The sequence below is a fragment of the Enterococcus hulanensis genome (assembly GCF_005405485.1).
Classification (GTDB): Bacteria; Bacillota; Bacilli; order Lactobacillales; family Enterococcaceae; genus Enterococcus_A; species Enterococcus_A hulanensis.
The window spans coordinates 83,531-105,836 of sequence record NZ_BJED01000010.1 but is presented as its reverse complement, the minus strand read 5'-3'; the positions used below and the strand labels follow the sequence as shown (position 1 = coordinate 105,836).

Annotated in this window: 29 protein-coding genes and 1 tRNA gene; 6 read left to right on the top strand and 24 right to left on the bottom strand. The window is 38.6% G+C overall.

The genetic code is table 11. The features are described 5' to 3' along the window. Positions 1-10: 10 nt before the first annotated feature. The gene (locus tag FFR60_RS12570) at positions 11-931 is read right to left on the bottom strand and encodes an SDR family oxidoreductase (RefSeq protein ID WP_137664410.1); all 921 of its coding nucleotides are present in this window, start codon (positions 929-931) and stop codon (positions 11-13) included. A 116-nt stretch (positions 932-1,047) separates the two neighbouring features. Between FFR60_RS12570 and FFR60_RS12565 the strand changes: the two genes are divergently transcribed. Next, entirely contained in the window at positions 1,048-1,614 is a 567-nt protein-coding gene (locus FFR60_RS12565) for a TetR/AcrR family transcriptional regulator (protein ID WP_137664409.1), read from the top strand. 42 nt (positions 1,615-1,656) lie between these two features. On the opposite strand, the gene FFR60_RS12560 is transcribed toward FFR60_RS12565, so the two are convergent. From FFR60_RS12560 to FFR60_RS12535, 6 genes are all read right to left on the bottom strand, one after another. After that, a complete protein-coding gene (locus tag FFR60_RS12560; RefSeq protein ID WP_137664408.1) occupies positions 1,657-2,316 on the bottom strand; it encodes an amino acid ABC transporter permease in 660 nt (219 codons plus the stop codon). Then, positions 2,316-3,152 (bottom strand): transporter substrate-binding domain-containing protein, encoded by an 837-nt coding sequence (locus tag FFR60_RS12555; RefSeq protein WP_137664407.1) that lies wholly within the window; start codon positions 3,150-3,152, stop codon positions 2,316-2,318. Before FFR60_RS12555 ends, FFR60_RS12560 begins: the two co-directional genes overlap by 1 nt. A gap of 344 nt (positions 3,153-3,496) precedes the next feature. Beyond that, on the bottom strand, positions 3,497-4,600 hold the full coding sequence (locus tag FFR60_RS12550; protein WP_137664406.1) for an alpha-hydroxy-acid oxidizing protein: 1,104 nt from the start codon (positions 4,598-4,600) through the stop codon (positions 3,497-3,499). A gap of 211 nt (positions 4,601-4,811) precedes the next feature. Then, positions 4,812-5,126 carry a DUF1292 domain-containing protein gene (locus FFR60_RS12545; RefSeq protein WP_137664405.1) on the bottom strand — a complete coding sequence of 105 codons (315 nt, stop codon included), beginning with the start codon at positions 5,124-5,126 and terminating at the stop codon, positions 4,812-4,814. A gap of 15 nt (positions 5,127-5,141) precedes the next feature. After that, positions 5,142-5,570: a Holliday junction resolvase RuvX gene (gene ruvX, locus FFR60_RS12540; protein ID WP_137664404.1), complete on the bottom strand. Its 429-nt coding sequence runs from the start codon at positions 5,568-5,570 to the stop codon at positions 5,142-5,144. Continuing rightward, on the bottom strand, positions 5,567-5,836 hold the full coding sequence (locus FFR60_RS12535) for an IreB family regulatory phosphoprotein (RefSeq protein WP_088932190.1): 270 nt from the start codon (positions 5,834-5,836) through the stop codon (positions 5,567-5,569). The genes ruvX and FFR60_RS12535 overlap by 4 nt, the downstream gene beginning before the upstream one ends. Before the next feature lie 254 nt (positions 5,837-6,090). On the opposite strand from FFR60_RS12535, the gene FFR60_RS12530 reads away from it, so the two are divergent. Continuing rightward, on the top strand, positions 6,091-6,558 hold the full coding sequence (locus FFR60_RS12530; protein ID WP_137664403.1) for a TspO/MBR family protein: 468 nt from the start codon (positions 6,091-6,093) through the stop codon (positions 6,556-6,558). Between the two features lie 36 nt (positions 6,559-6,594). On the opposite strand, the gene FFR60_RS12525 is transcribed toward FFR60_RS12530, so the two are convergent. The 4 genes from FFR60_RS12525 to FFR60_RS12510 all read right to left on the bottom strand — a co-directional run bounded on the left by FFR60_RS12525 (position 6,595) and on the right by FFR60_RS12510 (position 9,983). Further along, positions 6,595-7,170 (bottom strand): GNAT family N-acetyltransferase, encoded by a 576-nt coding sequence (locus FFR60_RS12525; protein WP_249354997.1) that lies wholly within the window; start codon positions 7,168-7,170, stop codon positions 6,595-6,597. A gap of 69 nt (positions 7,171-7,239) precedes the next feature. Further along, the gene (locus FFR60_RS12520) at positions 7,240-7,974 is read right to left on the bottom strand and encodes a class I SAM-dependent methyltransferase (protein WP_137664402.1); all 735 of its coding nucleotides are present in this window, start codon (positions 7,972-7,974) and stop codon (positions 7,240-7,242) included. Between the two features lie 239 nt (positions 7,975-8,213). Then, the gene (gene glnA / locus FFR60_RS12515) at positions 8,214-9,554 is read right to left on the bottom strand and encodes a type I glutamate--ammonia ligase (RefSeq protein ID WP_088932187.1); all 1,341 of its coding nucleotides are present in this window, start codon (positions 9,552-9,554) and stop codon (positions 8,214-8,216) included. Between the two features lie 48 nt (positions 9,555-9,602). Next, the gene (locus tag FFR60_RS12510) at positions 9,603-9,983 is read right to left on the bottom strand and encodes a MerR family transcriptional regulator (RefSeq protein ID WP_010744471.1); all 381 of its coding nucleotides are present in this window, start codon (positions 9,981-9,983) and stop codon (positions 9,603-9,605) included. A gap of 193 nt (positions 9,984-10,176) precedes the next feature. Here FFR60_RS12510 and FFR60_RS12505 point away from each other — a divergent pair, with 193 nt between their 5' ends. Next, positions 10,177-10,350, top strand: a complete 174-nt coding sequence (locus FFR60_RS12505) for a hypothetical protein (protein ID WP_171004928.1) — start codon at positions 10,177-10,179, stop codon at positions 10,348-10,350. 41 nt (positions 10,351-10,391) lie between these two features. On the opposite strand, the gene FFR60_RS12500 is transcribed toward FFR60_RS12505, so the two are convergent. The 5 genes from FFR60_RS12500 to FFR60_RS12480 all read right to left on the bottom strand — a co-directional run bounded on the left by FFR60_RS12500 (position 10,392) and on the right by FFR60_RS12480 (position 15,230). Next, positions 10,392-11,645, bottom strand: a complete 1,254-nt coding sequence (locus FFR60_RS12500; RefSeq protein ID WP_137664401.1) for a methionine gamma-lyase family protein — start codon at positions 11,643-11,645, stop codon at positions 10,392-10,394. Next, a complete protein-coding gene (gene hflX / locus FFR60_RS12495) occupies positions 11,629-12,873 on the bottom strand; it encodes a GTPase HflX (RefSeq protein WP_137664400.1) in 1,245 nt (414 codons plus the stop codon). Before hflX ends, FFR60_RS12500 begins: the two co-directional genes overlap by 17 nt. Positions 12,874-12,956: 83 nt before the next feature. Beyond that, a complete protein-coding gene (gene miaA / locus FFR60_RS12490; protein WP_137664399.1) occupies positions 12,957-13,913 on the bottom strand; it encodes a tRNA (adenosine(37)-N6)-dimethylallyltransferase MiaA in 957 nt (318 codons plus the stop codon). Then, entirely contained in the window at positions 13,910-14,644 is a 735-nt protein-coding gene (locus FFR60_RS12485; protein WP_088932183.1) for a glycerophosphodiester phosphodiesterase, read from the bottom strand. Before FFR60_RS12485 ends, miaA begins: the two co-directional genes overlap by 4 nt. Positions 14,645-14,714: 70 nt before the next feature. Then, positions 14,715-15,230, bottom strand: coding sequence for a hypothetical protein (locus FFR60_RS12480; protein ID WP_137664398.1), 516 nt, complete (start codon positions 15,228-15,230; stop codon positions 14,715-14,717). A 295-nt stretch (positions 15,231-15,525) separates the two neighbouring features. Here FFR60_RS12480 and clpP point away from each other — a divergent pair, with 295 nt between their 5' ends. Then, complete coding sequence (gene clpP / locus FFR60_RS12475; RefSeq protein WP_137664397.1) at positions 15,526-16,119, top strand: ATP-dependent Clp endopeptidase proteolytic subunit ClpP; 594 nt, start codon at positions 15,526-15,528, stop codon at positions 16,117-16,119. A gap of 56 nt (positions 16,120-16,175) precedes the next feature. On the opposite strand, the gene FFR60_RS12470 is transcribed toward clpP, so the two are convergent. The 5 genes from FFR60_RS12470 to FFR60_RS12450 all read right to left on the bottom strand — a co-directional run bounded on the left by FFR60_RS12470 (position 16,176) and on the right by FFR60_RS12450 (position 19,430). Continuing rightward, a complete protein-coding gene (locus FFR60_RS12470) occupies positions 16,176-16,817 on the bottom strand; it encodes a lactate utilization protein (RefSeq protein ID WP_137664396.1) in 642 nt (213 codons plus the stop codon). 126 nt (positions 16,818-16,943) lie between these two features. Further along, a complete protein-coding gene (locus tag FFR60_RS12465; protein ID WP_137664395.1) occupies positions 16,944-17,405 on the bottom strand; it encodes a DUF3788 domain-containing protein in 462 nt (153 codons plus the stop codon). A 126-nt stretch (positions 17,406-17,531) separates the two neighbouring features. Further along, complete coding sequence (locus FFR60_RS12460; RefSeq protein ID WP_212741905.1) at positions 17,532-18,188, bottom strand: DNA/RNA non-specific endonuclease; 657 nt, start codon at positions 18,186-18,188, stop codon at positions 17,532-17,534. Between the two features lie 95 nt (positions 18,189-18,283). Beyond that, complete coding sequence (locus FFR60_RS12455; protein ID WP_137664393.1) at positions 18,284-19,228, bottom strand: SPFH domain-containing protein; 945 nt, start codon at positions 19,226-19,228, stop codon at positions 18,284-18,286. Continuing rightward, positions 19,215-19,430 carry a hypothetical protein gene (locus tag FFR60_RS12450; RefSeq protein ID WP_137664457.1) on the bottom strand — a complete coding sequence of 72 codons (216 nt, stop codon included), beginning with the start codon at positions 19,428-19,430 and terminating at the stop codon, positions 19,215-19,217. Before FFR60_RS12450 ends, FFR60_RS12455 begins: the two co-directional genes overlap by 14 nt. Before the next feature lie 134 nt (positions 19,431-19,564). Between FFR60_RS12450 and FFR60_RS12445 the strand changes: the two genes are divergently transcribed. Continuing rightward, positions 19,565-20,254 (top strand): CPBP family intramembrane glutamic endopeptidase, encoded by a 690-nt coding sequence (locus FFR60_RS12445; RefSeq protein ID WP_137664392.1) that lies wholly within the window; start codon positions 19,565-19,567, stop codon positions 20,252-20,254. A gap of 16 nt (positions 20,255-20,270) precedes the next feature. On the opposite strand, the gene FFR60_RS12440 is transcribed toward FFR60_RS12445, so the two are convergent. Together FFR60_RS12440 and FFR60_RS12435 are read right to left on the bottom strand one after the other, a co-directional pair. After that, positions 20,271-20,618, bottom strand: coding sequence for a DUF1648 domain-containing protein (locus FFR60_RS12440; RefSeq protein WP_137664391.1), 348 nt, complete (start codon positions 20,616-20,618; stop codon positions 20,271-20,273). 374 nt (positions 20,619-20,992) lie between these two features. Next, positions 20,993-21,063: transfer RNA gene (locus FFR60_RS12435), tRNA-Gly, on the bottom strand. A gap of 129 nt (positions 21,064-21,192) precedes the next feature. Between FFR60_RS12435 and FFR60_RS12430 the strand changes: the two genes are divergently transcribed. Further along, a complete protein-coding gene (locus FFR60_RS12430; RefSeq protein ID WP_137664390.1) occupies positions 21,193-21,531 on the top strand; it encodes a thioredoxin family protein in 339 nt (112 codons plus the stop codon). 25 nt (positions 21,532-21,556) lie between these two features. Here FFR60_RS12430 and FFR60_RS12425 read toward each other — a convergent pair whose 3' ends face one another. Further along, positions 21,557-22,195: a redox-sensing transcriptional repressor Rex gene (locus tag FFR60_RS12425; RefSeq protein ID WP_010739685.1), complete on the bottom strand. Its 639-nt coding sequence runs from the start codon at positions 22,193-22,195 to the stop codon at positions 21,557-21,559. Positions 22,196-22,306: the final 111 nt, after the last annotated feature.

Here is a 22,306-nt window from a genome sequence, read left to right as displayed (position 1 = left end):
TCTTTAGTTTTTAATCGACGATCGTTGATGAGCGATGACTGTCTTGAGTATTGATGATTGCCTGAGTGTATTGCTTAACAAAATCAGCAAGTTTGACTGTCCCGACTGTCGTATTACTTTCGTTAAGGGCAGCGTAAATATTTTTAGCACTCTTTTGGTATTGATTTGTTTTTAAGAATGCATCGATAATGGTTTCAGGAACTTGATTAGCTATCATTCCTTGTTTCATTTGTTCATCAGTGATCTCCACAAAATGCAGGTCTGGCATATCCGCCGCTTCAGTAAGTTTGCCAATAAAATCTTTCATTGAAAATGTATCACTGACCGCATAGTGAACGGTTACTCCTTTTGGTACTTCTTCGATTAGAGGTAAAGCGACATTGGCAATATCGCTGGGAGCAACATATTTTTGTACAGTATCTTCTGGAATATTTGAGTAAATGGCATGTTCGTTTTTAATAGTAGCTAGATTACTGTATAAATTATTGTAAAAACCAACTGGACGGACAAATGCAATATCGACATCAGTCATTTTTTTAAGCTCTGTTTCAAGATATTGATAAGCGTGTAATGAGCCTGCTTCTGGACCTGCCTCTGCTCCAACACTGCTTAATTGAACAACTTTATGCACACCTGCATTCGTGATTGCCTCTCTAAAAATCTCTCCTTGCTTCTTCATTTCCAGATTTAAGTCGAGTCCGGCACCAGTTCCAGAAATCATTAAATAAACGACATCTTTATCAGTAAATACTTTTGTCAAAAAATCTGGATCAGCCATCGTACCAACTTCAGCCGTTGCACCTAACTCTTTTATTTGAGGGACACGTTCTGTATTAGAGGTAATAACTGTGACATCATGACCTTCCTCAATCAATTTGGGAATCATCAAGCTATTTACATTTCCTAGGGAACCTAACATTGCGATTTTCATAATAAGAAACCTTCTTTCGTTTTTAAAAGATAGAACTATCTTTAAAGGAAATTATAAAAGATAGCTCTATCTTTGTCAATCTTGATAAACTAAAAAATTAGTTTTATACTAAGACTATGAAGAAGAAGGATAATACAAAAATCACAAAAATTTTAGATGCTACTGTTCAAATTATTTTGCATGAAGGCGCCGCGGCCGTGTCTACTGTAAAAGTAGCCAAAATCGTAGGAATTGCACAGTCTAATGTCTATCTGTACTTTAAAAATAAGAATGACTTGCTCTTAAGTGCCTACAATCGTGAGCTTGAACAGATAAAAGCAATGGGTCGCTTGGAAACATTGAACGATTCAAATATACCAGTCAAAATAAGGATCGAGAACTATATTCGTTCCGTGTTTGATTATGCTATCCAGCATCCCGATGGCCTGACTTTGATTGAACAAATTAAAATGTTGAACATCTCTGAAGACAGTCTCTATGAAAACAATACGATTGTAATTAATCTGCTAAACGAAGCAATCAGCGTCGGCTATTTAAAAAAATTACCCGTAAACTTGCATATGGCTACCGTCTTTAATGTTTTACATCGTCATGCACTGAATATTAAGGAAGGTCTGTACGATCAACAGAAGTATGCCTATGATGCTGTCGCGCAAATGGTCTTAGATGCGTTGAAAGCCTAAAAAAGAGAAGAACCCACAATTTTGTGTGGGTTCTTCTCTTTTTTATACATATTTTTTTTGGAAAAATCTTTCCAAACGAGACTGAATGTGTCCGATCCCGATACAAAGCAGCCAATAAATCAATGCAACTAAAATGTACATGGAAAGATAATCAAAAGTTCGGCCGCCAATGATTTTAGCTTTTTGGAAAATATCCGGGACCGTGATCATTGCCGCCAACGATGTTCCTTTGACAAGGTCCATCGCTACATTGCTCAATGCTGGGATCGAGATTCGTGCCGCCTGTGGCAGAATAATGTACCACATTGTTGGAAAGAAACGATTCCCCAACGCATACGCGGCATCCCATTGTCCCGCATTAACCCCTGCGATTGACCCGCGGTATATTTCGCCAATAAATGCACTGCTGGTCAAGCTGAAACAAATGACCGCTGCCACCACTGCATTCAATTGGTAGGGCAAACCGAAATATAGTAAAAACAATAAAACTAGTGCTGGTGTTCCTCGTAAAAAAGATAAATAGAACTTAACAAAAAGTCTTATTGGCCTCCACGAGAAAAATCCAAGAACGGTCATTAAGATACCCATCAAATTGCCAAATAGAAAGGCTGTGAGACTAATCCCTAATGTATAGCCTAATCCGCTCAAAAGAAATGGAATTGACTTCACCATTAAAGATAGGTCGATTGTTGGAATATACATTAATCTGCCGAAACCTTTTCGCTCACTTCTTGTTTTGGTTTCACGGAAACATCTGTACCAAAATATTGTTCAGCGATTTTCTTTAGCGTCCCATCCTTTTTTAGGTCGGCCAAGGCGTTATCTATTTTAGTTTTTAAGGTTTGATTTTCTTTATCGAACAGAAAACCGGTTGAATTCGCATTGAAATAAACATCCTCTAAAATTTTGACAGGAATATCTGGTAAAGCCGCAACCGACATTTTTTGTAAATAATAGTCATTTAAAATTACGTCTGTCCGACCGTTTGCTACATCAGTCAAATATTGATCATTTGTAGCATTGTCGTATGTCACTGCTTTTGCCCCATATTTTTCAGCGATCTTCATATAGCTGGTATTCGGTTCACCGGCTGCCTTTTTATCTTTTAGATCTTTTAAAGAATGAATACCAGAGTCATCGCTTTTTCTTACAATCATACTATCAAAGGAATACTTGATTGGTGAAGACAACGAAAATTTCTTTGCCCGTTCTCCTGATAAACCAAAATCATTTGCCGCAAAATCTGCTTCGCCGCGCTTGACAGCGGTTACTTGACCATCAACATTGTACTCTTTGAACTTTATTTTTAGATCTAATTTTTTGGCTACAGCTTTTGCGACATCCACATCATAACCAATCAGTTTATTTTCATCATTGTAATAAGAAGAAGGAAAAAGTGTTCCTGAAGTTGCTACTACTAGTTCTTTCTTTTCCTCGACTTTCTTCCAACTATCATCTTCACTAGATTGTCCGCTGCCGCATGCAGTCAGAACCACCCCTGCTATAACCAAGCTTAACCCTACCAACCATTTTTTCAACAATATCATCTCCCTTTTGATTTTAGTAAATTCTAAATGATGATTTATTTATAGCATATAAAAAACACAAACCTATAGAAACTTGCTTATGAAAAACAGCTAATAATACAGTTTTAATTTGAATAGCTGGTGTAGTAACACAATTATTTAATAACAACCACTATTTTAATCGAAGAATTCACACTTCCTGTTTAGTCGCCTAGAGCATTTTCTAATAAAAATAAAAACAGGAAAGAATGCCCGCTCAGCCAGCACCCTTTCCTGCTTTTACAAATTATCTATCGCGATTATTCGAGACTTAAAACAAAGTACTATTGAATCTCCACCAAGTAAGAATTCAACCTCTATAAGTACCTGTTTTCTCTTAACGCAATCTTTTTAATATCATTGACTGTTTGTGTTCCAGCTAACTGCATCACCATCTCTAATTCATTTTTAAAGAAATCAAAGACTTGTTGAACGCCTGTTGAACCTCCCAGAGCCAAACCATAAATAGCGGGGCGGCCGATTGCGACCAAATCCGCACCAGAAGCCAGTGCCTTGAAAATGTGCTGTCCACGACGAACACCACTATCAAAAACAATCGGTGCTCTTCCTGCAACGGCCTCAGCTACATATTGCAAAGAATCGAAAGCAGCTGGCCCACCGTCTAATTGACGTCCCCCATGATTAGAGACCCAAATACCTGAAGCACCTGAACCAAGTGATCGTTCAACATCTTCTTCTGATTGGACACCTTTTACATAGACTGGTAAATCAGAATAACTCGCAATAAATTCCACATCTTTTGAACTGAGTTTTTGCTTTGATGAACCATAGACGGCATCCATGGTTTGACCAATACCTGATTGATATGCCTGAACGATCGGCATCGCTAAAGGAAAAGTAAAACCATTTCTTCGATCGGTTTCTCGATTGCCGCCCACTGTCGCATCAGCGGTCAATACGATTGCTTTAGCACCATTGCGTTTTGCCATAGCCAAAATATCGCGATTGATTCCATCATCTTTACTCATATAAAACTGAAACCATTGAGGTGCCTCTGCTCCGCCTGCCTCGCGAATCTCCTCTAATGTACATGAGGCATACGAACTAGCCGTATAAATTGTACCAAAACGTGCAACGCCTTTTGCCGAAGCTCGTTCTGCCGCAACATTTGCTAAGCCGTGAGCAGCAACTGGGGCCATAATGATAGGAGCAGTCAATTCTTCTCCCTCAAAATCTGTCTTTGTAACTGGCAGCTCAACATCTCGCAATACGTGAGGAATAATCAATTTATGGTTAAAAGCCCTTTCATTTTCCTGATACGTAAAAATATCTCCAGCACCGCTGCTGATGTAGCCGTAACCGCCTTGCGGTATAACTTCCTTTGCTGCTTCTTCTAAATCGTACATATTAATAAAATCAATTGCACCTTCTGCTGTGCTCGCTTGATAAATCATTTCCATCTGAATCCCTACCTTCAAAGTGATAACGTTTACACAATTTATGTTACGCTTACTTTTAGCAGGTGACAAATGATTTGTTTGAGTCGGATTTTTAATTGATTGATATAAAAATACTTATTTTTATTGACCGCTTTTACTTCTTTAGTATCAGAACAATGAATTACTTATAAAAAAAAGGAGTCCTAGAATATAGGACTCCTCTTGCTTTTTGCTATTCTTCTTCGGTCATGAAAGTATTAAAGACCTCTTCGATCATGTCCCATTCAGCATCTGTTTCGATTTGTTGTAATTCACCTTCGCTGCCGTCTTCGTTTTCAACGTATGCGTAAGCTTGCAATTCAACATCCTCATCTTCAGGTGCGCCTGCTGGGTAAAGCAACACGTAATTACGATTGAATTCTTCTTGACCATCGATAGTCAAAAGAATCTCGTATAGCGTTTCATTTCCTTCATCGTCTACTAGAGTGATCACTTCATGTTCGTGGTCATGATCCTGCTCGTGATCATGTGTGTGTTCGTGTGCCATTCTTATTCCTCTTTTCTAAATTTTGTTGCCGGTACGATCGAGATAATTCTGCAAAATCATAACCGCCGCAAGTTTATCGATAACTTTTTTTCTTTTCGAACGCGAAACGTCCGCCTGTTCGACCAACATTCGTTCAGCTTGCACTGTAGTTAGTCGCTCATCTTGAAAATCGACCGGTAAATCAAAGAGCTCTTTGATTTTTTCGGCATAGGCCATCGAAGCTTCTGCCCGTGGACCGATCGAATTATTCATATTTTTAGGAAGTCCAACAACAAACTTGGTGACGTGGTATTCTTTGGCAAGCTCACCTAAACGTTCAAAACCGAACTTCCCTTTTTCTTCGTCGATTCGGATGATCTCGACTCCTTGAGCCGTCCAACCAAATGGATCACTTACCGCGATCCCGACAGTTTTAGAGCCGACATCTAGTCCCATTATTCTCATCGAATATCAATACCATGATCTTTCAGATAGTATTTTACCAAAACTTCCATAACTTCATCGCGTTCGTGACGACGAATCAAGTTTCGTGCATCTTGATAACGAGGAATATACGCAGGATCTCCTGATAATAAATAGCCGACGATTTGGTTGATCGGATTATAGCCTTTTTCGGCTAAAGCATTGTAAACGATCGTTAATGTCTCGCTGACTTCTTTCTTACGATTATCATCAAAATCAAAACGGACTGTTTCATCTGTGTATCCCATTTTCTCACACCTCTCCTTGGAATTATCAACAATTATATTCTACTAAAAGAAGACAAAACTTACAAATTTTGCAAGTTGCCAATCTCTTGGCTTTAGAAAATCTTCCAAATTATTATAACATGATTTCCGCTTACATATGGCTTTTTTTGTAAGCATCTTTTTTTATTTTATGGATAATGCTCGTTATACTGAATGAGTAGATGGCGTTATAAAGTGTAATCTAGCCCACTATAAAAAACAAAGGAGGCTCTATCTTGTTAAATAAATTTTTAAAGCTGCTTGCCTGTATTATCGGTGTAGAATTAATTGGGTCGATATCTGGCTTTTTTGCTGGCAATATTCCAGCGGTTTATGCTCAGCTAAACAAACCATTTCTGGCTCCTCCAGGCAACATCGTAGGAACTATCTGGATCATCCTTTATGCTTTGATCGGATTAGCATTATTTTTAGTAATCGATAGCAAAACAGCGAAGAATAAAACTCGTTCTTACATTTTTTTCGGAATCCAACTGGTTCTAAACTTCATTTGGAGCATTATTTTCTTTGGTGGTTCGCATTTTTGGATTGCTTCGTTTATTAGTTTGTTCCTATTAATTACTATTATTTTTAGTATTCGTGAGTTTCGCGGTATTTCCATCGGAGCAGCAATTTGCTTTATTCCCTATTTAATTTGGATTATTTATGCCACATATCTTTCATTTGGTCTAGCGATTTTGAACTAAACACAGCTAAAAAGACATCAAAACTGATGTCTTTTTCTAGTTATCTAAATGTTTCACCAATATCGCCGTTCCATCTACCCCATAATCTCCGCAGCCATATTGTAATTGATATGCTTCTGTCAAAAAAGTTTTCATCGCTTTGTCTGTTCTTTGGAAGCCAGCTTTTTCGTAAGATTTGATTGCTCGTATATTTTTATTGGCTGGAGCTATCAATAAAAGATTGATTTTTAACTCTTCCTGCAAATAATCACTCAAGGTACAAAGCGCGTCATTACCAAAGCCCTTTCCACAATTAGTTTCGTCCTTCATCCAAATATCCAATTCAGCTGAGGAAGGTTTCAGATGATAGGTTGAATAACTGATAAAACCAACTGCTTTTTGGTTGTTCATAATCAGGAAGCCTCGTCCTTTTTCTGGATAAGCTCCTGTAAAATAATATTCTTCATAATAATCATCACAAAACTCCTGATAGGTTGCAATAGCTATTTCAGGATAATCCGGTGGGCCGCTATGAGATTTGGTCGTTTCTGATTGAAAACACCAATCATAGACTCTCTGACGATCTGCCAAAGTTGCTGGCCTCAAGTCAATGCAATTTCCCTTCACTATCATTTTCATCCCTCTATTCTAGATGTGATCTGTGATTTGTACAAAAATTAAAGAAAACGAATTAACCTGCTTTTATTGAGCAACAATGATTAGTCGCTTGCTTTCTTTATCATAAGCATTTTTGTCGTAATCTCCATAAATCTCAATATTTTTAAACCCGGCTTCCGTTAATAGCCGTCGATAGTCCTCGTCCAAAATGATTTTATAAACGATATCATACTGATTATTTTCCATTCGTTCAGTCGAATGATACATATCTAAAACGTGGATCGTTTGAAACTCCTCATCTCGCTCCTTGACAAATACCCGTGAAAAATCCAAGCGATTTACTACTACCTCAATCGCTGGCAGCGCCAAATTATGATGAGTCGTTCCTTGCGTGAGAACAAGAATACCTTCACTATTGAGTCTAGCTTTCATTGACTTAAGCGCCGTAACTAAGTCCTGTTCGTTATGCAAATGAGGCAAAGCGGTTGTTAAACAGGCGATCGCATCAAATTTTTCTTTGTGTACTTCTTCTAAATACCTAAAATCACATTGATGCAACGGTACTGTTATCCCTCTTTCGGTCAAGTTCTTCTCTGCCACTTCCAGCATCGCCTTCGAATAATCCGAACCTACCACCTCTAAATTCATTTCTGAAAACATATAAAGATGCTGCCCTGTTCCACAAGCACAGTCCAACACGGTCTTAGCACCTTGCTCTGAAAACAACTGTTGGAAAAATAATTTTTCAGCACCCAAATAGTCTTCAATACTGCCGAACTCATCATAGTCATACGCAAATGTTTGATACCTATCTTCCATCCCTCTCACCTCACAAATTGTTGAATCTATTATAGCAAAAAAAGTTTTGCTAAAAATTGCCGCTTCTATATTGGGACCCGAATTTCTCTTTCTTTAATCAACTTAGACAGAGTCAATCAACACTTGGAGAGATTCTATTAGTTTCAATTTTTTAGTAGTTAGTTTACTGAAGTAAAAACGCTAGGCTTTATGCTCAAAAAAACTCTTGAGGAAATCCTCAAGAGTTTTGCGAGTTAGGTTTAGTAAAGTTCTAAGTATTGATCGCGTTCCCACTCTGATACTGTTTGACGGAACGCTGCCCATTCCATACGTTTTGCTTCATTGAAGTTCGTATAAATATGGTTGCCTAGTGCATCCACCATGGTTTGATCTTCACGCAATGCTTTGATTGCATTATGAATCGTAGATGGCAAGTCATAGATTTCTGCTTCTTTACGTTCTTCTTCAGTCATCACGTAGATATTGCGATCAACCGCTGCTGGCGGTGTCAATTCGTTACGAATTCCATCTAAACCAGCTTCTAATAAAACAGCCATCGTCAAATATGGGTTAGCCGCTGGATCGACTGAACGTAATTCCAGACGCGTAGACAAACCACGAGATTCTGGGATACGAATCAATGGTGAACGGTTGCGTCCGCTCCATGCTACATAAACTGGAGCTTCAAAACCGGGAACTAGACGTTTATAAGAGTTAACAATCGGGTTACATACTGCCGTGTATGCACGCGCGTGTTTTAAAAGACCTGCTAAAAATTGATAAGCAGTCTTACTTAATTTCATCGGACCATCTTCATCGTAGAAGACATTGCCTTCGTCATTAAATAAAGACATGTTGCAGTGCATACCAGAACCGTTGATGCCGTATAACGGTTTTGGCATAAATGTTGCGTGAAGACCATGTTTGCGAGCAATTGTTTTAACAACCAGTTTGAAGGTTTGGATATTATCGCAGGCTTCGATCGCGTCTGCATATTTAAAGTCGATTTCATGTTGACCTGGAGCAACCTCATGGTGTGAAGCTTCTACTTCAAAGCCTAAGCTTTCAAGTTCCAATACGATATCACGACGACAATTTTCGCCTAAATCGGTTGGAGCGAAATCAAAGTATCCGCCTTTGTCATTCAAGTCCAATGTTGGATCGCCATTTTCATCCATTTTGAATAGGAAAAATTCCGGTTCAGGTCCTAAGTTGAATGATGTGAAACCAAATTCATCCATTCCCTTTAACACGCGCTTCAAATTCCCGCGAGGATCTCCTGCGAATGGTGTGCCATCTGGTCCATAAATATCACAGATCAAACGCCCAACTTTGCCATGATCACTTTCCCATGGAAAAATCATCCAAGTTGTCAAATCTGGATACAGGTACATATCACTTTCTTCGATCCGGACAAATCCTTCAATAGATGAACCGTCGAACATCATTTTATTGTCTAAGACTTTTGCCATTTGGCTAACTGGTACTTCAACATTTTTGATTGTTCCCATAATGTCTGTAAACATCAGACGTAAAAAGCGGACGTTCTCTTCTTCGACAATTCGTTTAATATCCTCTTTACTTAGATCTCTTTTCGGCATAATATCTAATCCCTTCCTCGCACTTCATTTTTTTATATTCCACAACCACTACAGCTTAGGGCCTTGCGATTGATATGGATTTTGTTGTTGGAAACCACCTTGCGTTAACATCTCATCATAGAAAATCCGACGCACATCCTTGTCAGTCAAAGGCGGCTTCTCTTTGGCAGCTTTGACTTCTTCTTGACGCATTTGATAGACACGTTTGATTCCTGCCATATTCAGTCCATCAGATAGATAATCTTTGATTTCTAGCAGCACATCAATGTCATTTAGAGAGTACATCCTACGGTTACCTTCACTTCGTTCTGGATGGATCAATTCTTGTTCCTCATAGTACCGAATTTGTCGTGCAGTCAAATCTGTCAACTTCATAACTGTACCAATTGGAAAAACAGCAAGCGAACGACGCAATTCTTTTTCCCGCATAACATCTCCTCCTTGTTTTTTTGATGTTGGAAAAAGGATACCACCCCATAGACCACTCGTCAAGAGTTAATGTCAGATTTCCTTACATAGATTTTATGAATGTTCGTTTTTTCTGAAAAAACCGTGCTATAACAACGTTTTATGTTTTAAAAAAATTTGTTATACTGTGGGAAAAGTATAAGAAGGTGTAAAATTGTCTAAAATTGAACTTGGTGAATTCGTTCAGATAAAAAATAAGCATCCAATGGCAGGTTTAGTTGGCGTCATTATAAAGCATAACGAGGAGAACCATACCTATCTGGTACGTTTAAGTCATGATCACGATTTACTCCTCCATGAGGATGAAATAGAGATTAAAAAAGCGTAAAAAAATTCGAAGCCGTTTAGACCTCGAATTTTTTATTGTTTTTATTGATAGTACACTTCATTCACAGCATTAGTCACTGCAACTTTGACATGCTCAAAGGTCAAACCACCTTGAAGATACAATGAGTATGGTTCTCTCAGCGGTCCATCAGCACTCAACTCGATGCTTGCTCCTTGTACAAAGGTTCCTGCAGCCATAATAATATCATCCTCATAACCAGCCATATACGAGGGAATTGGCGCAACATAAGCATCAATCGGTGAATATTTTTGGATTGCCTGACAAAACTGGATCATTTTCTCTCGATCGCGAAAATCAATTAGCTGAATCAAATCAGTTCGCGGCTGATTCCACTTCGGTGTAGATTCTAAATTGTATTCTGCCAATAACGCTGCAGAAAAAATTGCACCCTGAATCGCCTGACTCACTACATGAGGAGCTAAGAAAAAACCCTGCAGCATATCAAAAACGCTGCCCAACATAGCCCCGCCTTCCGCACCGACTCCAGGTGTAGTTAATCGATAAGCACATCGTTCGATCAGTTCTTTTCTTCCAACAATGTAACCCCCCGTTTTCGCGATACCGCCACCCGGATTCTTGATCAATGAACCAGCCATCAAATCAGCACCAACCTGTGTCGGCTCCAACAGCTCTGCAAATTCCCCATAGCAATTATCGACAAAAATCACCATATTTGGTGCAATAGTTTTTACAAAATCGCACATCTCTTTGATTTTTTCGATCGTAAACGATGGTCTGGAAGCATAGCCCCTTGAGCGTTGAATGGCAACTACCTTGGTTTTAGCATTGATCTTTTCTTTAACTCTATCGAAGTCAACGTTTCCATCTTCTAAAAGTCCTACTTCGTCATAGCCAATATTATACTCTTTGAAGGAACCAATTCCATTACCTTGTACGCCAATCACTTCTAGTAAAGTATCATACGGCGTACCTGTGATATAAAGCAATTCGTCCCCCGGTCGCAATACCCCAAATAAAGATGTAGCGATCGCGTGCGTTCCTGAAACGATTTGCGGGCGAACTAAGGCGGCTTCCGCACCGAAAGTTTGCGCGTATACAGCTTCTAAAACATCTCTTCCTTGATCGTCATTACCATAACCTGTAGACGGCAAAAAATGGCTTTCCGAAACATGGTTCTCGCGAAAAGCCGCTAATACTTTTGCTTGATTCGATAAAGCAATTTCTCGAATTTCTTGCAGCCGTTCAGCAATTTTTTGATCAACTTTATCAATTTTCCCAACCAGCTCTGGTGCTAGCTCAGTCGTCCAATTCATCTTCCATTCTCCTAATCCAAAGAGATTTTTTCTTGGCAAACCCTCGCACGATATACTGTTCCTTTTCTTCATCAAAAGTCTCGCTTAAGACAAGTGTCTCGCGTTTCATCTCGCTTAATGCTTGCCCTTCATCTGAATTTAGGGTCAATAAATAAGGTTCCAGTAAATTCATGATTTCTTGCTTGATGGCATCAGCCAGTAATTCTTTGCCCTTAGTTGTTTTCGCAGAAATCAAAACACTTGGGAACAGTGTTGGTGTGAAAGAAAATTCATCAATCCGATCTGCCTTATTATAGATTGTAAGCATTGGAATATCGTCCATCTCAAGCTCTTTCAATAAATCGATAACAGTCTTTTCCTGTTGCTGGCGATCTTCGGCACTAGCATCTACGATATGCAGCAACAGATCCATCCCTTTGCTTTCTTCCAAGGTGGATTGAAATGCATCAACTAATTGCGTCGGTAAATCTTGGATAAATCCAACCGTATCCGTTATTGTCGTTTCCATACCTTGCGGCAAATGCCAACGTTTCGTCAAAGGGTCTAAGGTGGCAAACAATTGATCCTCAGAAAACGTATCAGCATTCGTTAATAGATTCAGAATTGTTGATTTACCTGCATTTGTGTAGCCAATCAGCCCCATCTGGAAAATACTTGATTGTTGACGTTTTTGACGACTCCGCTCACGATGGGCTTCCACTTCTTTTAGTTCCTTTTTGATGGCAGAGATGCGGCGGCGAATGTGACGGCGATCTGTTTCAAGCTTTGTTTCCCCAGGTCCGCGAGTTCCAATTCCTCCACCAAGACGCGACAAGCTCTGTCCTTGCCCTACTAAACGAGGCAACAAATAATCTAATTGCGCAAGTTCAACTTGCAGTTTTCCTTCTTTTGAACGAGCACGTTGAGCGAAGATATCTAAAATTAATTGAATTCGGTCAATCACCGGAACCCCCACCTGTGTTTCGACCGTCTGGCTTTGTCTCGGTGACAATGCATGATTGAAGATAACAAGATCGGCTTCATGTGCATCAACAAGCTGTCTAAGTTCCTCTATTTTCCCTTTACCGATGATCGTTTGACGATCAACTTTAGGACGCTTTTGTGTTAATGAAAAAACAATCTCGCCATGAGCCGTCTTGGTCAGTCCCGCCAACTCATGCATCGATTCTAAATAATTATATTTACTCTCGTCTGTCTCGACGCCGACTAAAATGACTCTTTCTGACAATCCGTTTCCTCCTAATTTTTATTAATATAGTCTTTTATTCATAATGAATCTTTATTGATTTAATAGTTATAACACAACAGTCCCTATTTGCTTGCCTCTTCTTCATCTGTTTGAAGCGTTGGTTTCACATCTGCTAGCCACTTTTCGATAGTTTCTTCAATCTCATTAATTGTACTAGGGTGTTGAACTAGATCATACCAATGAACGGACATTCGATTGCGAAACCAAGTCAATTGACGCTTCGCATAACGCCGTGAATGCAATTTGACTTCTTCAAGCGCTGCTTCCAAAGAGGAATTGCCAGAAAAATAAGGAAACAACTCTTTATAGCCGATTCCTTGGGCTGCCTGAACCTCAGGCGTTTCCGCAAGTTTCTCTGCTTCAGTTAAAAGCCCTTGTTCAACCATTAGATCAACACGCTGATTGATTCGTTGATATAAAACAGCACGATCCGTATTTAAGCCGATCAAAAAACTATCGTAGAGTTCTCTAGGCTGTTCCTTGGGTTCAAGGATTGAATGACCGGTCAATTCAAAAACTTCTAACGCTCGAATCATTTTTTTTCGATTACTATAATGGATTTTCTCTGCGGCCAATGGATCAACTGCCTGTAGTTTTTCCCACAAAGCTTGATTGCCATTGGTTTCAGCGAAAGCTTCATATTTCCTTCGTAATGAGTCATCCTCGGGATCACCTTCACTGCCTAGCTTATAATCCCATAATAAAGATTGGATGTACAAACCTGTACCACCGACAATAATCGGCAGCTTGCCACGACTGCTGATCTCCTGAATCGCCTGTCTAGCTGCTTTTTGAAAATCAGCAGCAGAATAACTTTCATCAATATTCCGCACATCGATCAAATGATGCACAATTCCAGCCATCTCTTCCGTCGTGACTTTGGCAGTTCCAATATCCAACCCGCGATACACTTGCATGGAATCACCGCTGATGATCTCTCCATTGAATTTTTTTGCCAAGTCAATACTCAAACTGGTCTTGCCAACAGCAGTCGGTCCCACGATTGCAATTACCTTCATTGCTTGAACCTGCTTCTCGTGCGTATCGCTTTTTCCGGAAAATCGGTAATTATACCAGCCAAATTATTTTCATAGCAAGTCATCATAGTTTCATAAAGATTGGGTGTCCATGGTCGAATTGACTTTTTAAAACTCTTAACGATTTCAGGATTTTGTTTTACCCAATCAAAACTCGGGTGCAGTCCTTCAATAAAATCAATATCTAAAACAGCCTTATATTTTTCCAAATCGTTTTTCTGGATTAAATCATACTGTCTGTCTGGTTCATATTCATGCATGATTCTCAAAGAATCAATATTGAAACTTGTATACCAATATGTGAAAGGCCATTCCTTACTCGTCATAACTTCTGAGATTTTTTCCTCAATTCCGGGATAATGAAATTTATTGGTTTTGATCTCAATACATAAAAAGCCGCGGAAACGCATCTGCAGCAATAAATTTAAAACTTCTTGCAATGTCGATATTTTGGTTGCTTGATATTTCTCGTCAAACCAACTGCCAGCATCTAGCTCTTTTATTTCTTCCAATGTTAATTCTCGAATTAAACCTTTGCCGTCTGTTGTACGATCAACGCTCTCATCATGGATGACAACTAACTGCTGATCAGCTGTCAGGTGGACATCCAGCTCGATTCCATCTGCACCTGTCCGTACCGCCTCCATGAAGGCAGGCAATGTATTTTCTGGATGAGTCCCAGCACTCCCGCGATGAGCAATAATAACTGTCATCTAATACCACCTCGTTTATAATCACATAAATTTATTAGTTAAAAAGCTTTTCAAAATTTCTTCTAAACTGTTACTGTACATTGAAATAGTGTAAAGGCTGCTTTGTCGAACGAGATAGTTGCTGCCTTTTCTCGTCCAAGATTTCTAAGAGCTGCTCAGAAAAAGTCTCCATAACAATCCGTCCGCCCTTGTAAGTATATCCACCGATCTTAACTGTTTCTTCGGGAGATAAAATAACTTTACGATGGGAAATGTTTTTAAAGAATTCTTCAATCAAATAATTTGGCAAATAAAAATTATTTTGAGCCGCAAAGGAATTCAAATAAATAAAATCGTCGATCGTAATGTAACAGTCATCAAACGAATTAAATGTCACATAATCCTGCATTAGAACATTTCGTTTGGATAAAATCTCATTAATTTTTTTGTTTAAGAGATTAATTGTTTCAATTTCTTTAACTTGATGCTCCAATTCTCTTTCACGTTGATGGCGCAAGTCGATATACTTAAAAACAAAATAAACTGCAAGACCTGTTAATCCTGCTCCAATCAATACGCCGATTAGTCCAATAAATGCGATTTCCACGTTTTTCCCTCCTATTTTTATACTTATGGAATTGTTTCCTACACAAAAAAATTGATTCTCAACACGCTCGTCATCCCACTGAAGTAATATAAAATGTGGCAATCTGACATCTTGTTATCATCGTTATTAATAGTACCATATTTTCATGTTTCTAGGATAGTTTGACCCGTTTAAAAAAACGAAGCCTTATATTTGACCAAAACTGACCAACGTTGTATACTTTCTTTAAGTTTTAGCAATCTAACCCTGTTTGTGCTAAAATGATTTACGAACAATATTTTAAGGAGGATTCACTATGAATTTAGTTCCTACAGTCATTGAACAATCATCTCGTGGCGAACGTGCTTACGACATTTATTCTCGTTTATTAAAAGACCGCATCATTATGTTGAGCGGCCAAGTAAACGACGATATGGCAAACACCATCATCGCCCAATTACTTTTCTTGGATGCCCAAGATTCTGAAAAAGATATTTACCTTTACATTAACTCACCAGGCGGTAGCGTTTCTGCCGGCTTAGCAATTTTTGATACAATGAACTTTGTTAAAGCTGATGTGCAAACTATCGTACTTGGTATGGCCGCTTCAATGGGTAGTTTCCTATTAACAGCCGGTGCTAAAGGCAAACGATTTGCATTACCAAATGCTGAGATTATGATTCACCAACCCCTTGGCGGTGCACAAGGTCAAGCTACTGAAATCGAAATTGCTGCGCGTCATATCTTAAAAACTCGCGAACGTTTAAACAACATCTTGTCTGAGCGTACTGGGCAACCAATCGAAATAATCGAACGTGATACCGATCGCGACAACTTCATGACTGCCGAAGAAGCAAAAGCTTACGGCTTGATTGATGAAGTAATGGAAAACAGCAGCTCATTAAGCTAAGCTATAAAAAAACCGAGGAATTCCTCGGTTTTTTTTATTATCTGTTCACTGAACTCTCACAAGCCAACTTCTTCAATAATCAAAAAAATCACAATGCGGTCTTTTGCCATTGAGCGTCTTGTGATTGCAATCGTATTGCAGATACATTCCGCCTGTAAGCAGTCTCCACAAGTTCCTTTCTTGATGCATGGTGTCTTTCCAAGACCTAGACGATGTGTATTTAATGGTGCTGTATTTCTTCGTACCATCTCCACTGTTGTATTTAAATCTCCATAAACTTTTCTCATACTGACAAAAGCAAATACTTTATCAGGTCCATACGTTAACGCTGCTACACGGTTTCCTACGCTATCTATATTGACTAATACCCCATCTTCGGTGATGCCGTTAATGCTCGTCAAGAAGCAGTCAGCTGTTAAGGCTTGTTTCATGACTTGATGCCGCTCTTCTGGTGAATTCGTTTTTTCTCGATCGATTATTTTTTGACCGCGTTGATACAATTCTTCGATAATCCCAGATTGCTCTATAGTAATCGAGCCGCCGAAACCAACAGACTGATTTTGATCAATTTTTTCTAAGGCTTTTTCCTTAGCTTCCTCTAAATTCTGACAAATAATCGGTTGAAAATTTCTCCGTACTAATTTCTTACTTAAACTTGCTGCCGCAGCTGCGTAACGTTCTCTTAAATATTCTTCCATTTTCACTCTCCTTAAATCATTCTACTTATATTTTTTGAATCCTTTTAGAGATAGGAGTTATTACCTTTCCTTCATTTTCGGGGATTGAAGACTAATTAGCAACTACAAAAAAACGCCTAAAATTTCTTAGGCGGTTTGTGTCGTATTCTTTTTGATGGAATGTGCTCTGAGAGCAGCGAGTTCTTTGACATCATGTAAAATTTTCTCGTTGGTTACTTCAAAAGAAATTGATTTTCCAAGTTTACTCGATTTTGCCTGGTGATATTGGTTCTTAGTATATTCATCGCACAGCTGGATTAATGCGTCTGCGTCGTCCATTTCCTTTGCATTAAAAGAGACCATTGCAACAAAGTATCCTTCTTTCGGATAAATCGTACATAGCGCTTTTCCACTTTTTTTGAATTTTATGTTCCAGCCCTTCCAATAGCCGTCTCCCATAGAACATCCGCTATAAACACATTTAGGCTTTATCTTATAAGTTGATTGTAAATGATCTGAGAGTTCGTGCCACAAAGGATTCGCAATGAACTCCGTGATTTGTTTTTCTGTCGGTTCCTTCTCAGCTTGAAATAATTCGCTCCATTGCATCGTTACACCAGCTTTCCTTTATTAATTGATATATCTTATAATACGTGATTGCTAGACAATGCGCTTGTTCAACAGTGCTCTTTTTTACAAAAAAGCCATCCAATAAAAATTTGGATGACTTCTTTGCTATTCTTTTTGTGAATAACCGTTCTGATAATCAATCTTAATACCCTCTTGGACATTGTATACAAAAAGATTAAAAGAAATTTGGTCGTCTTCAATACTTTGTGCTTCCATTTGCACCCCGCGAGCTACTAATTCATCTCCTTTGAAATAAGGAGTTACGCGATAACGCACGTGGTGATTCGCTTTTCGGATATAATTTCCGATTTCAATCTCATGGTCATTCATTCCCGGATCATTCATTGAAGCAGTACCTGTCATTAAATTCTTTAAATTATTGTTTTCACCGGAGAATTGATAAGCGATCAAATGAGCTCGATTATACAGCGGTTCATCATTATAAAATTTTTGATGCCAGCCTGTTGGTTTTACATATAAACGTTCCCGCTCCTGATGCGGCATCAAATCTTTTCCTAACATTGCATTCGCGGTGCCAACACGATTTAACTTGTCCAAGTCGGAAAACCGCGTCCATGTTCCATTATCTAATGAAAGATCACCTGTAGAAAAATTAGGCTGATTCTGATTCAACTGGATTGTTTGATGCTTGCCATCATAGTCTGGAACTTCTGAAATTTGTTGTATATTAACTTCTTTTGTAGCGTTGTTTGGCTCATTATCCGGTATTACTTGCGAATAAATACCATATATTCCAGCCAATACTATGACGATTGCTGAAATAATTTTTGGGGCCTGTTTTTTTTCTGCGATGGTGATTCAACTCCTAAGTTCTTTTTCCCATCACGCTGATCCGTTTATTTTGTTTGCTGCCAAATTTCTTTAATTGCCGGAACGTTGCCGAGTTCTGTCAAATTACTTGGCATAATCACAGTATTACCGTTGTTTTCGACCACATGTTTAAAGGCTTCAATACCTAGATACGCGATCATTTCATCGGTTAGATTACTTTCTGCGATGGCTTTATTGATTTCCTTGATACGAGCCGTTTCGGCTTCAGTGATTTTCGCAATCCGATCTGCCTCTGCCGCAGCATCGATTCTAGTACGTTCAGCCCGTGCATCGGCGTCAATCTTTGTTTGTCGTGCTCGTGCTTCCGCATCAATCTGCATTTCAGAAGATTTTGCCTCAGATTCCAAAATCACTGATTGTTTTTTCCCTTCAGAAATCGTGATCAAAGATTCTTTATCTCGGCTGGCGGTGATCAATTTATTCATAGAGTTGACGATTTCATTAGAAACCGAAATTTCCCCAATGTTAATCCGGTCGATAGACAGACCGTAGCCGGCCGTAATGTCTTTCACACTCTCATAAAGATTTACGTTAATTTCTTCAGTACCGTTCAGCACCTCGTTCAATTCCATCTTACCGATGATGCCTCGCAAGTTGGATTGACAGTCTTGGATCATTGACGTGACAGAATCTTCATTATCATACACAAAAGCTCTAGCATCTGTCACGTGATACTTGATGGCTTCATCGATTTCAACGATTACATTGTCTCGAGTAATTACGCTTTGAGGTTCAATTTGGATCGGTGTTTGTTTTAAAGAAACTCGACGACGTACCACATATAAAATCGGAATCAGGAAATGTAAGCCTGGATCTATCGTTTTAACGTATTTACCAAAACTTTCAACAACCTTGACTTCCCCTTGCTGCACAATTACAACCAATTGGCTGAGGATAAATAGAATTACAACAATCGCAATAACAAATAGAATGATATTAAATATTAACAATGTAGTTCACATCACTTTCTTTTAAATTATTATTAATGACGACTAACAACTCTCGACTAGTAAAGTCGATGACCTCCAGCATATCTTCTGGCTCGGGCGTTCCATTGACTACTTTATAATCATACCAACTACCCAAGATTCGAATGATTCCAGTAATACTTGACCCTTTACTGCGAAAACATTTCCCCATCGTTTTCTGCATTTGATAATCCAATACACTCTCCCTCCCTTTTAACTAGTATACCAAAACAATCACAAACAAAATTATTCTTATTTCATATTGCTTTACACATTTCATCCATTTTTTTAAAATAAAAAAAGAATGGAGGGTTAAAGATGGCTTCAAATAAAAAACACTGGTGGGGGCTTTTTATCATTCCATTAGAATTATTAATTAGTAACTGCCTTTTCCCACTCCTTCATTTAGGTAAAAGCCCCGAAACTGCTCTGCTTGCATCAACCCTGCTTTTTCTAACTGGATTTATGGCTACGATTTATTTGTTTCACGATTTTCTAAGAGAGCAATGGCGTCTTTATCGATCGAAGCTTTTTCTTAGATTGTTAATGAGTATTTTTTTAACTGCCGGAGCTTTTTTACTGTTGCGGGTTACGCGTGAAATGATTCCTAGTGAACTTCTTCAGCTTCGTGCTTCCGCAAATCCTTCTCCGCAAACGCTTAATCCAAGTTGGACAGTGTTAGCTGCAGTTATCCCTTTTATTGCTCCTTTTACAGAAGAATTGACTTTTCGCTATTTACTATTAGGAAAATTTTCTAGTAAATTTTTGCGTGTAATCATGCTGTTCATCCAAGGTATCCTATTTGGATTAATACATTGGACCACTTTTAACGGCAATGTATATGCTATGATCCCTTACATGGTTCTAGGTGTTTATTTGGGATTAATCTACTTACTGTCAAAAAATATTTGGGGATCCATTATAGTTCACTGGATGTTTAATACAATGAACTCGATGCTGCCGGCACTTTTGCTGTTAGTCTTAAACCTTCTTGGAATCGCTACTTAATCCCATATGAGATTTTCTATTCCAGCATCTGTGAATACAGAAAAAAGAGATACGCTCCTACACCGCAGATTAAAAATTGACAGCCGCACAAAATAATCTTGTGTAATCGATTCTCTCCACCCACACCCGGATATTTCACATCAACGTACTTGCTTCTGCTAATCAATGTGACCAGCAATAAAATTGTTGGAAAAAGAAAAACAGTTAATTTACTGCCCCAATTATTCACTCCTCCATCAACCCCAAATTGGATCGGAATTTCAGCAGGCAGGCGAGAATAGAAAAAAATTCCTAATCCGTAAAGCACTACAGTAAATGCAAAACTAATCCGTATTACCCAGCGATAGAATCTTTCAAAAATCATTTTCCACCCCTCCTTCAATGATTAGCTCATAGTATATTCCTAGACAGGAGGGAACTCTAGTAAATTCCAAAGAGTATATTGCGATTTTTAGTGTAAATAAATTCCTTCATTAAAGTAAGCAGCTCTGACAAATTGGCTTTAATTTAAAATATTCTTTTTTGCATAATCCGCTTACAAGAAAACAGAAAAAAACCAACGCTCAGCCACAAACGTTGGTTTAGTCAGGATATATTACCCTAAGTGAGAGTTTCCCCTCACATCACCTTTAGCATACATCAATCACTATTTGAATAGCAAGAGGACAATGAAAGAAAAGTACTTAATACCAAAAAACACGGCAACTTATCAGAAATTAAGCTGCCATGTCTATATGAAGCGGGTGACGAGAATCGAACTCGCGACGGAAGCTTGGGAAGCTTCTGTTTTACCACTAAACTACACCCGCAGTACATTAGAGAGTATAACGCTTTTTATTAAATCAAACAACTATTAATCTCGAACAACAAAATTGACAATTTGACCAAATCTGATTATCTTACAGATAGTAAGTATTGTTTTAGAAAGGAAGACTACTATGAAAAACTTAACGACTGTTCAAGAGTCTATTACTAATAAAACGAATAACGTGGTCTTTATCTCTTCTGAATCGTGCAGCATTTGTCATGTTGATGAACCGAAGGCAAGAAAACTTGCTAAGGATTACGATATTCCCTTTCATCACTTGGACATTGTTCAAGAACCAGAGTTAGCTGGAACTTTTGAAGTTCTAACGGTTCCTGCGGTTTTGGTCTATCACAATGGAAAAGAAATTGCGCGTCAAGCTCGTTTTATCGACTTTAGATCGTTGGAAAATCTTTTACAACAACTTCCTAAAGATTCAGAGGCGACAGATTATCAAAATTTATTCAGATAAAAAGACTGAGCGTGTGCTCAGTCTTTTATTTGTTATCTGTATTGTGATGCAAGAAGTAAATCAATGTTTGCAATTCGTTAGTTAAATCAACGCTTTGGATAATAACATCTTCAGGCGCAGTTAAACGAGCCGCAGTAAAGTTTAGGATACCTTTGATTCCTGCATCGGCTAATTGATCAACAACTTGTTGGGCTTGTTGAGCTGGTAGGGTCAAGATCGCGATTTCGATCTGCTGCAACTTGATTTGTTCTACCATATTGTCTAATGGATATACTGGAATACCATCAACGATGCGGCCCACAATATCTTCTTTGACATCAAAGGCACAGCTTACACGAATACTGTTGCTTTGATGAAACTTGAATTTCAACAAGGCGCTACCTAGGTTACCGACACCGACTAAAGCAACATTAGTCAATTGATCGTCATTTAGGATTTTTCCGAAGAAATGCATCAAATCTTCAACGTCGTATCCATATCCACGTTTTCCTAATTCTCCAAAGTAAGAAAAGTCGCGGCGAATCGTTGCACTATCAACTTGGATCGCCTCACTTAATTCTGTAGATGATACTTTGGTTTTTCCAGCATTATTTAAAATACGCAAATACCGATAGTATAACGGCAATCGTTTAACAGTCGCTTTTGGAATTGAATGTTCTTTCACAATAACTCTCCTTTATCAAAAAAATTCGTAAATGTTGACTACTGCACTATAATAGCAAGAATCTGACTGAAAATGCAACGCACTTGCTCGAAATTTTGTGAAAAAATCACG

Coding starts and splice junctions, on each gene's coding strand:
- FFR60_RS12535 (WP_088932190.1), bottom strand. CDS start 5,836: ATGGGATACACAGATGAAACAGTCCGTTTTGATTTTGATGATAATCGT.
- ruvX (WP_137664404.1), bottom strand. CDS start 5,570: ATGAGAATAATGGGACTAGATGTCGGCTCTAAAACTGTCGGGATCGCG.
- FFR60_RS12485 (WP_088932183.1), bottom strand. CDS start 14,644: ATGACAGTTATTATTGCTCATCGCGGGAGTGCTGGGACTCATCCAGAA.
- FFR60_RS12445 (WP_137664392.1), top strand. CDS start 19,565: ATGGCTTCAAATAAAAAACACTGGTGGGGGCTTTTTATCATTCCATTA.
- FFR60_RS12510 (WP_010744471.1), bottom strand. CDS start 9,983: ATGCGGGAAAAAGAATTGCGTCGTTCGCTTGCTGTTTTTCCAATTGGT.
- FFR60_RS12500 (WP_137664401.1), bottom strand. CDS start 11,645: ATGAATTGGACGACTGAGCTAGCACCAGAGCTGGTTGGGAAAATTGAT.
- FFR60_RS12570 (WP_137664410.1), bottom strand. CDS start 931: ATGAAAATCGCAATGTTAGGTTCCCTAGGAAATGTAAATAGCTTGATG.
- FFR60_RS12520 (WP_137664402.1), bottom strand. CDS start 7,974: ATGGAAGATAGGTATCAAACATTTGCGTATGACTATGATGAGTTCGGC.
- miaA (WP_137664399.1), bottom strand. CDS start 13,913: ATGAAGGTAATTGCAATCGTGGGACCGACTGCTGTTGGCAAGACCAGT.
- clpP (WP_137664397.1), top strand. CDS start 15,526: ATGAATTTAGTTCCTACAGTCATTGAACAATCATCTCGTGGCGAACGT.
- FFR60_RS12450 (WP_137664457.1), bottom strand. CDS start 19,430: ATGCAGAAAACGATGGGGAAATGTTTTCGCAGTAAAGGGTCAAGTATT.
- FFR60_RS12565 (WP_137664409.1), top strand. CDS start 1,048: ATGAAGAAGAAGGATAATACAAAAATCACAAAAATTTTAGATGCTACT.
- FFR60_RS12430 (WP_137664390.1), top strand. CDS start 21,193: ATGAAAAACTTAACGACTGTTCAAGAGTCTATTACTAATAAAACGAAT.
- FFR60_RS12550 (WP_137664406.1), bottom strand. CDS start 4,600: ATGGAAATGATTTATCAAGCGAGCACAGCAGAAGGTGCAATTGATTTT.
- FFR60_RS12440 (WP_137664391.1), bottom strand. CDS start 20,618: ATGATTTTTGAAAGATTCTATCGCTGGGTAATACGGATTAGTTTTGCA.
- FFR60_RS12470 (WP_137664396.1), bottom strand. CDS start 16,817: ATGGAAGAATATTTAAGAGAACGTTACGCAGCTGCGGCAGCAAGTTTA.
- glnA (WP_088932187.1), bottom strand. CDS start 9,554: ATGCCGAAAAGAGATCTAAGTAAAGAGGATATTAAACGAATTGTCGAA.
- FFR60_RS12525 (WP_249354997.1), bottom strand. CDS start 7,170: ATGATAGTGAAGGGAAATTGCATTGACTTGAGGCCAGCAACTTTGGCA.
- FFR60_RS12465 (WP_137664395.1), bottom strand. CDS start 17,405: ATGCAATGGAGCGAATTATTTCAAGCTGAGAAGGAACCGACAGAAAAA.
- FFR60_RS12545 (WP_137664405.1), bottom strand. CDS start 5,126: ATGGCACACGAACACACACATGATCACGAGCAGGATCATGACCACGAA.
- FFR60_RS12560 (WP_137664408.1), bottom strand. CDS start 2,316: ATGTATATTCCAACAATCGACCTATCTTTAATGGTGAAGTCAATTCCA.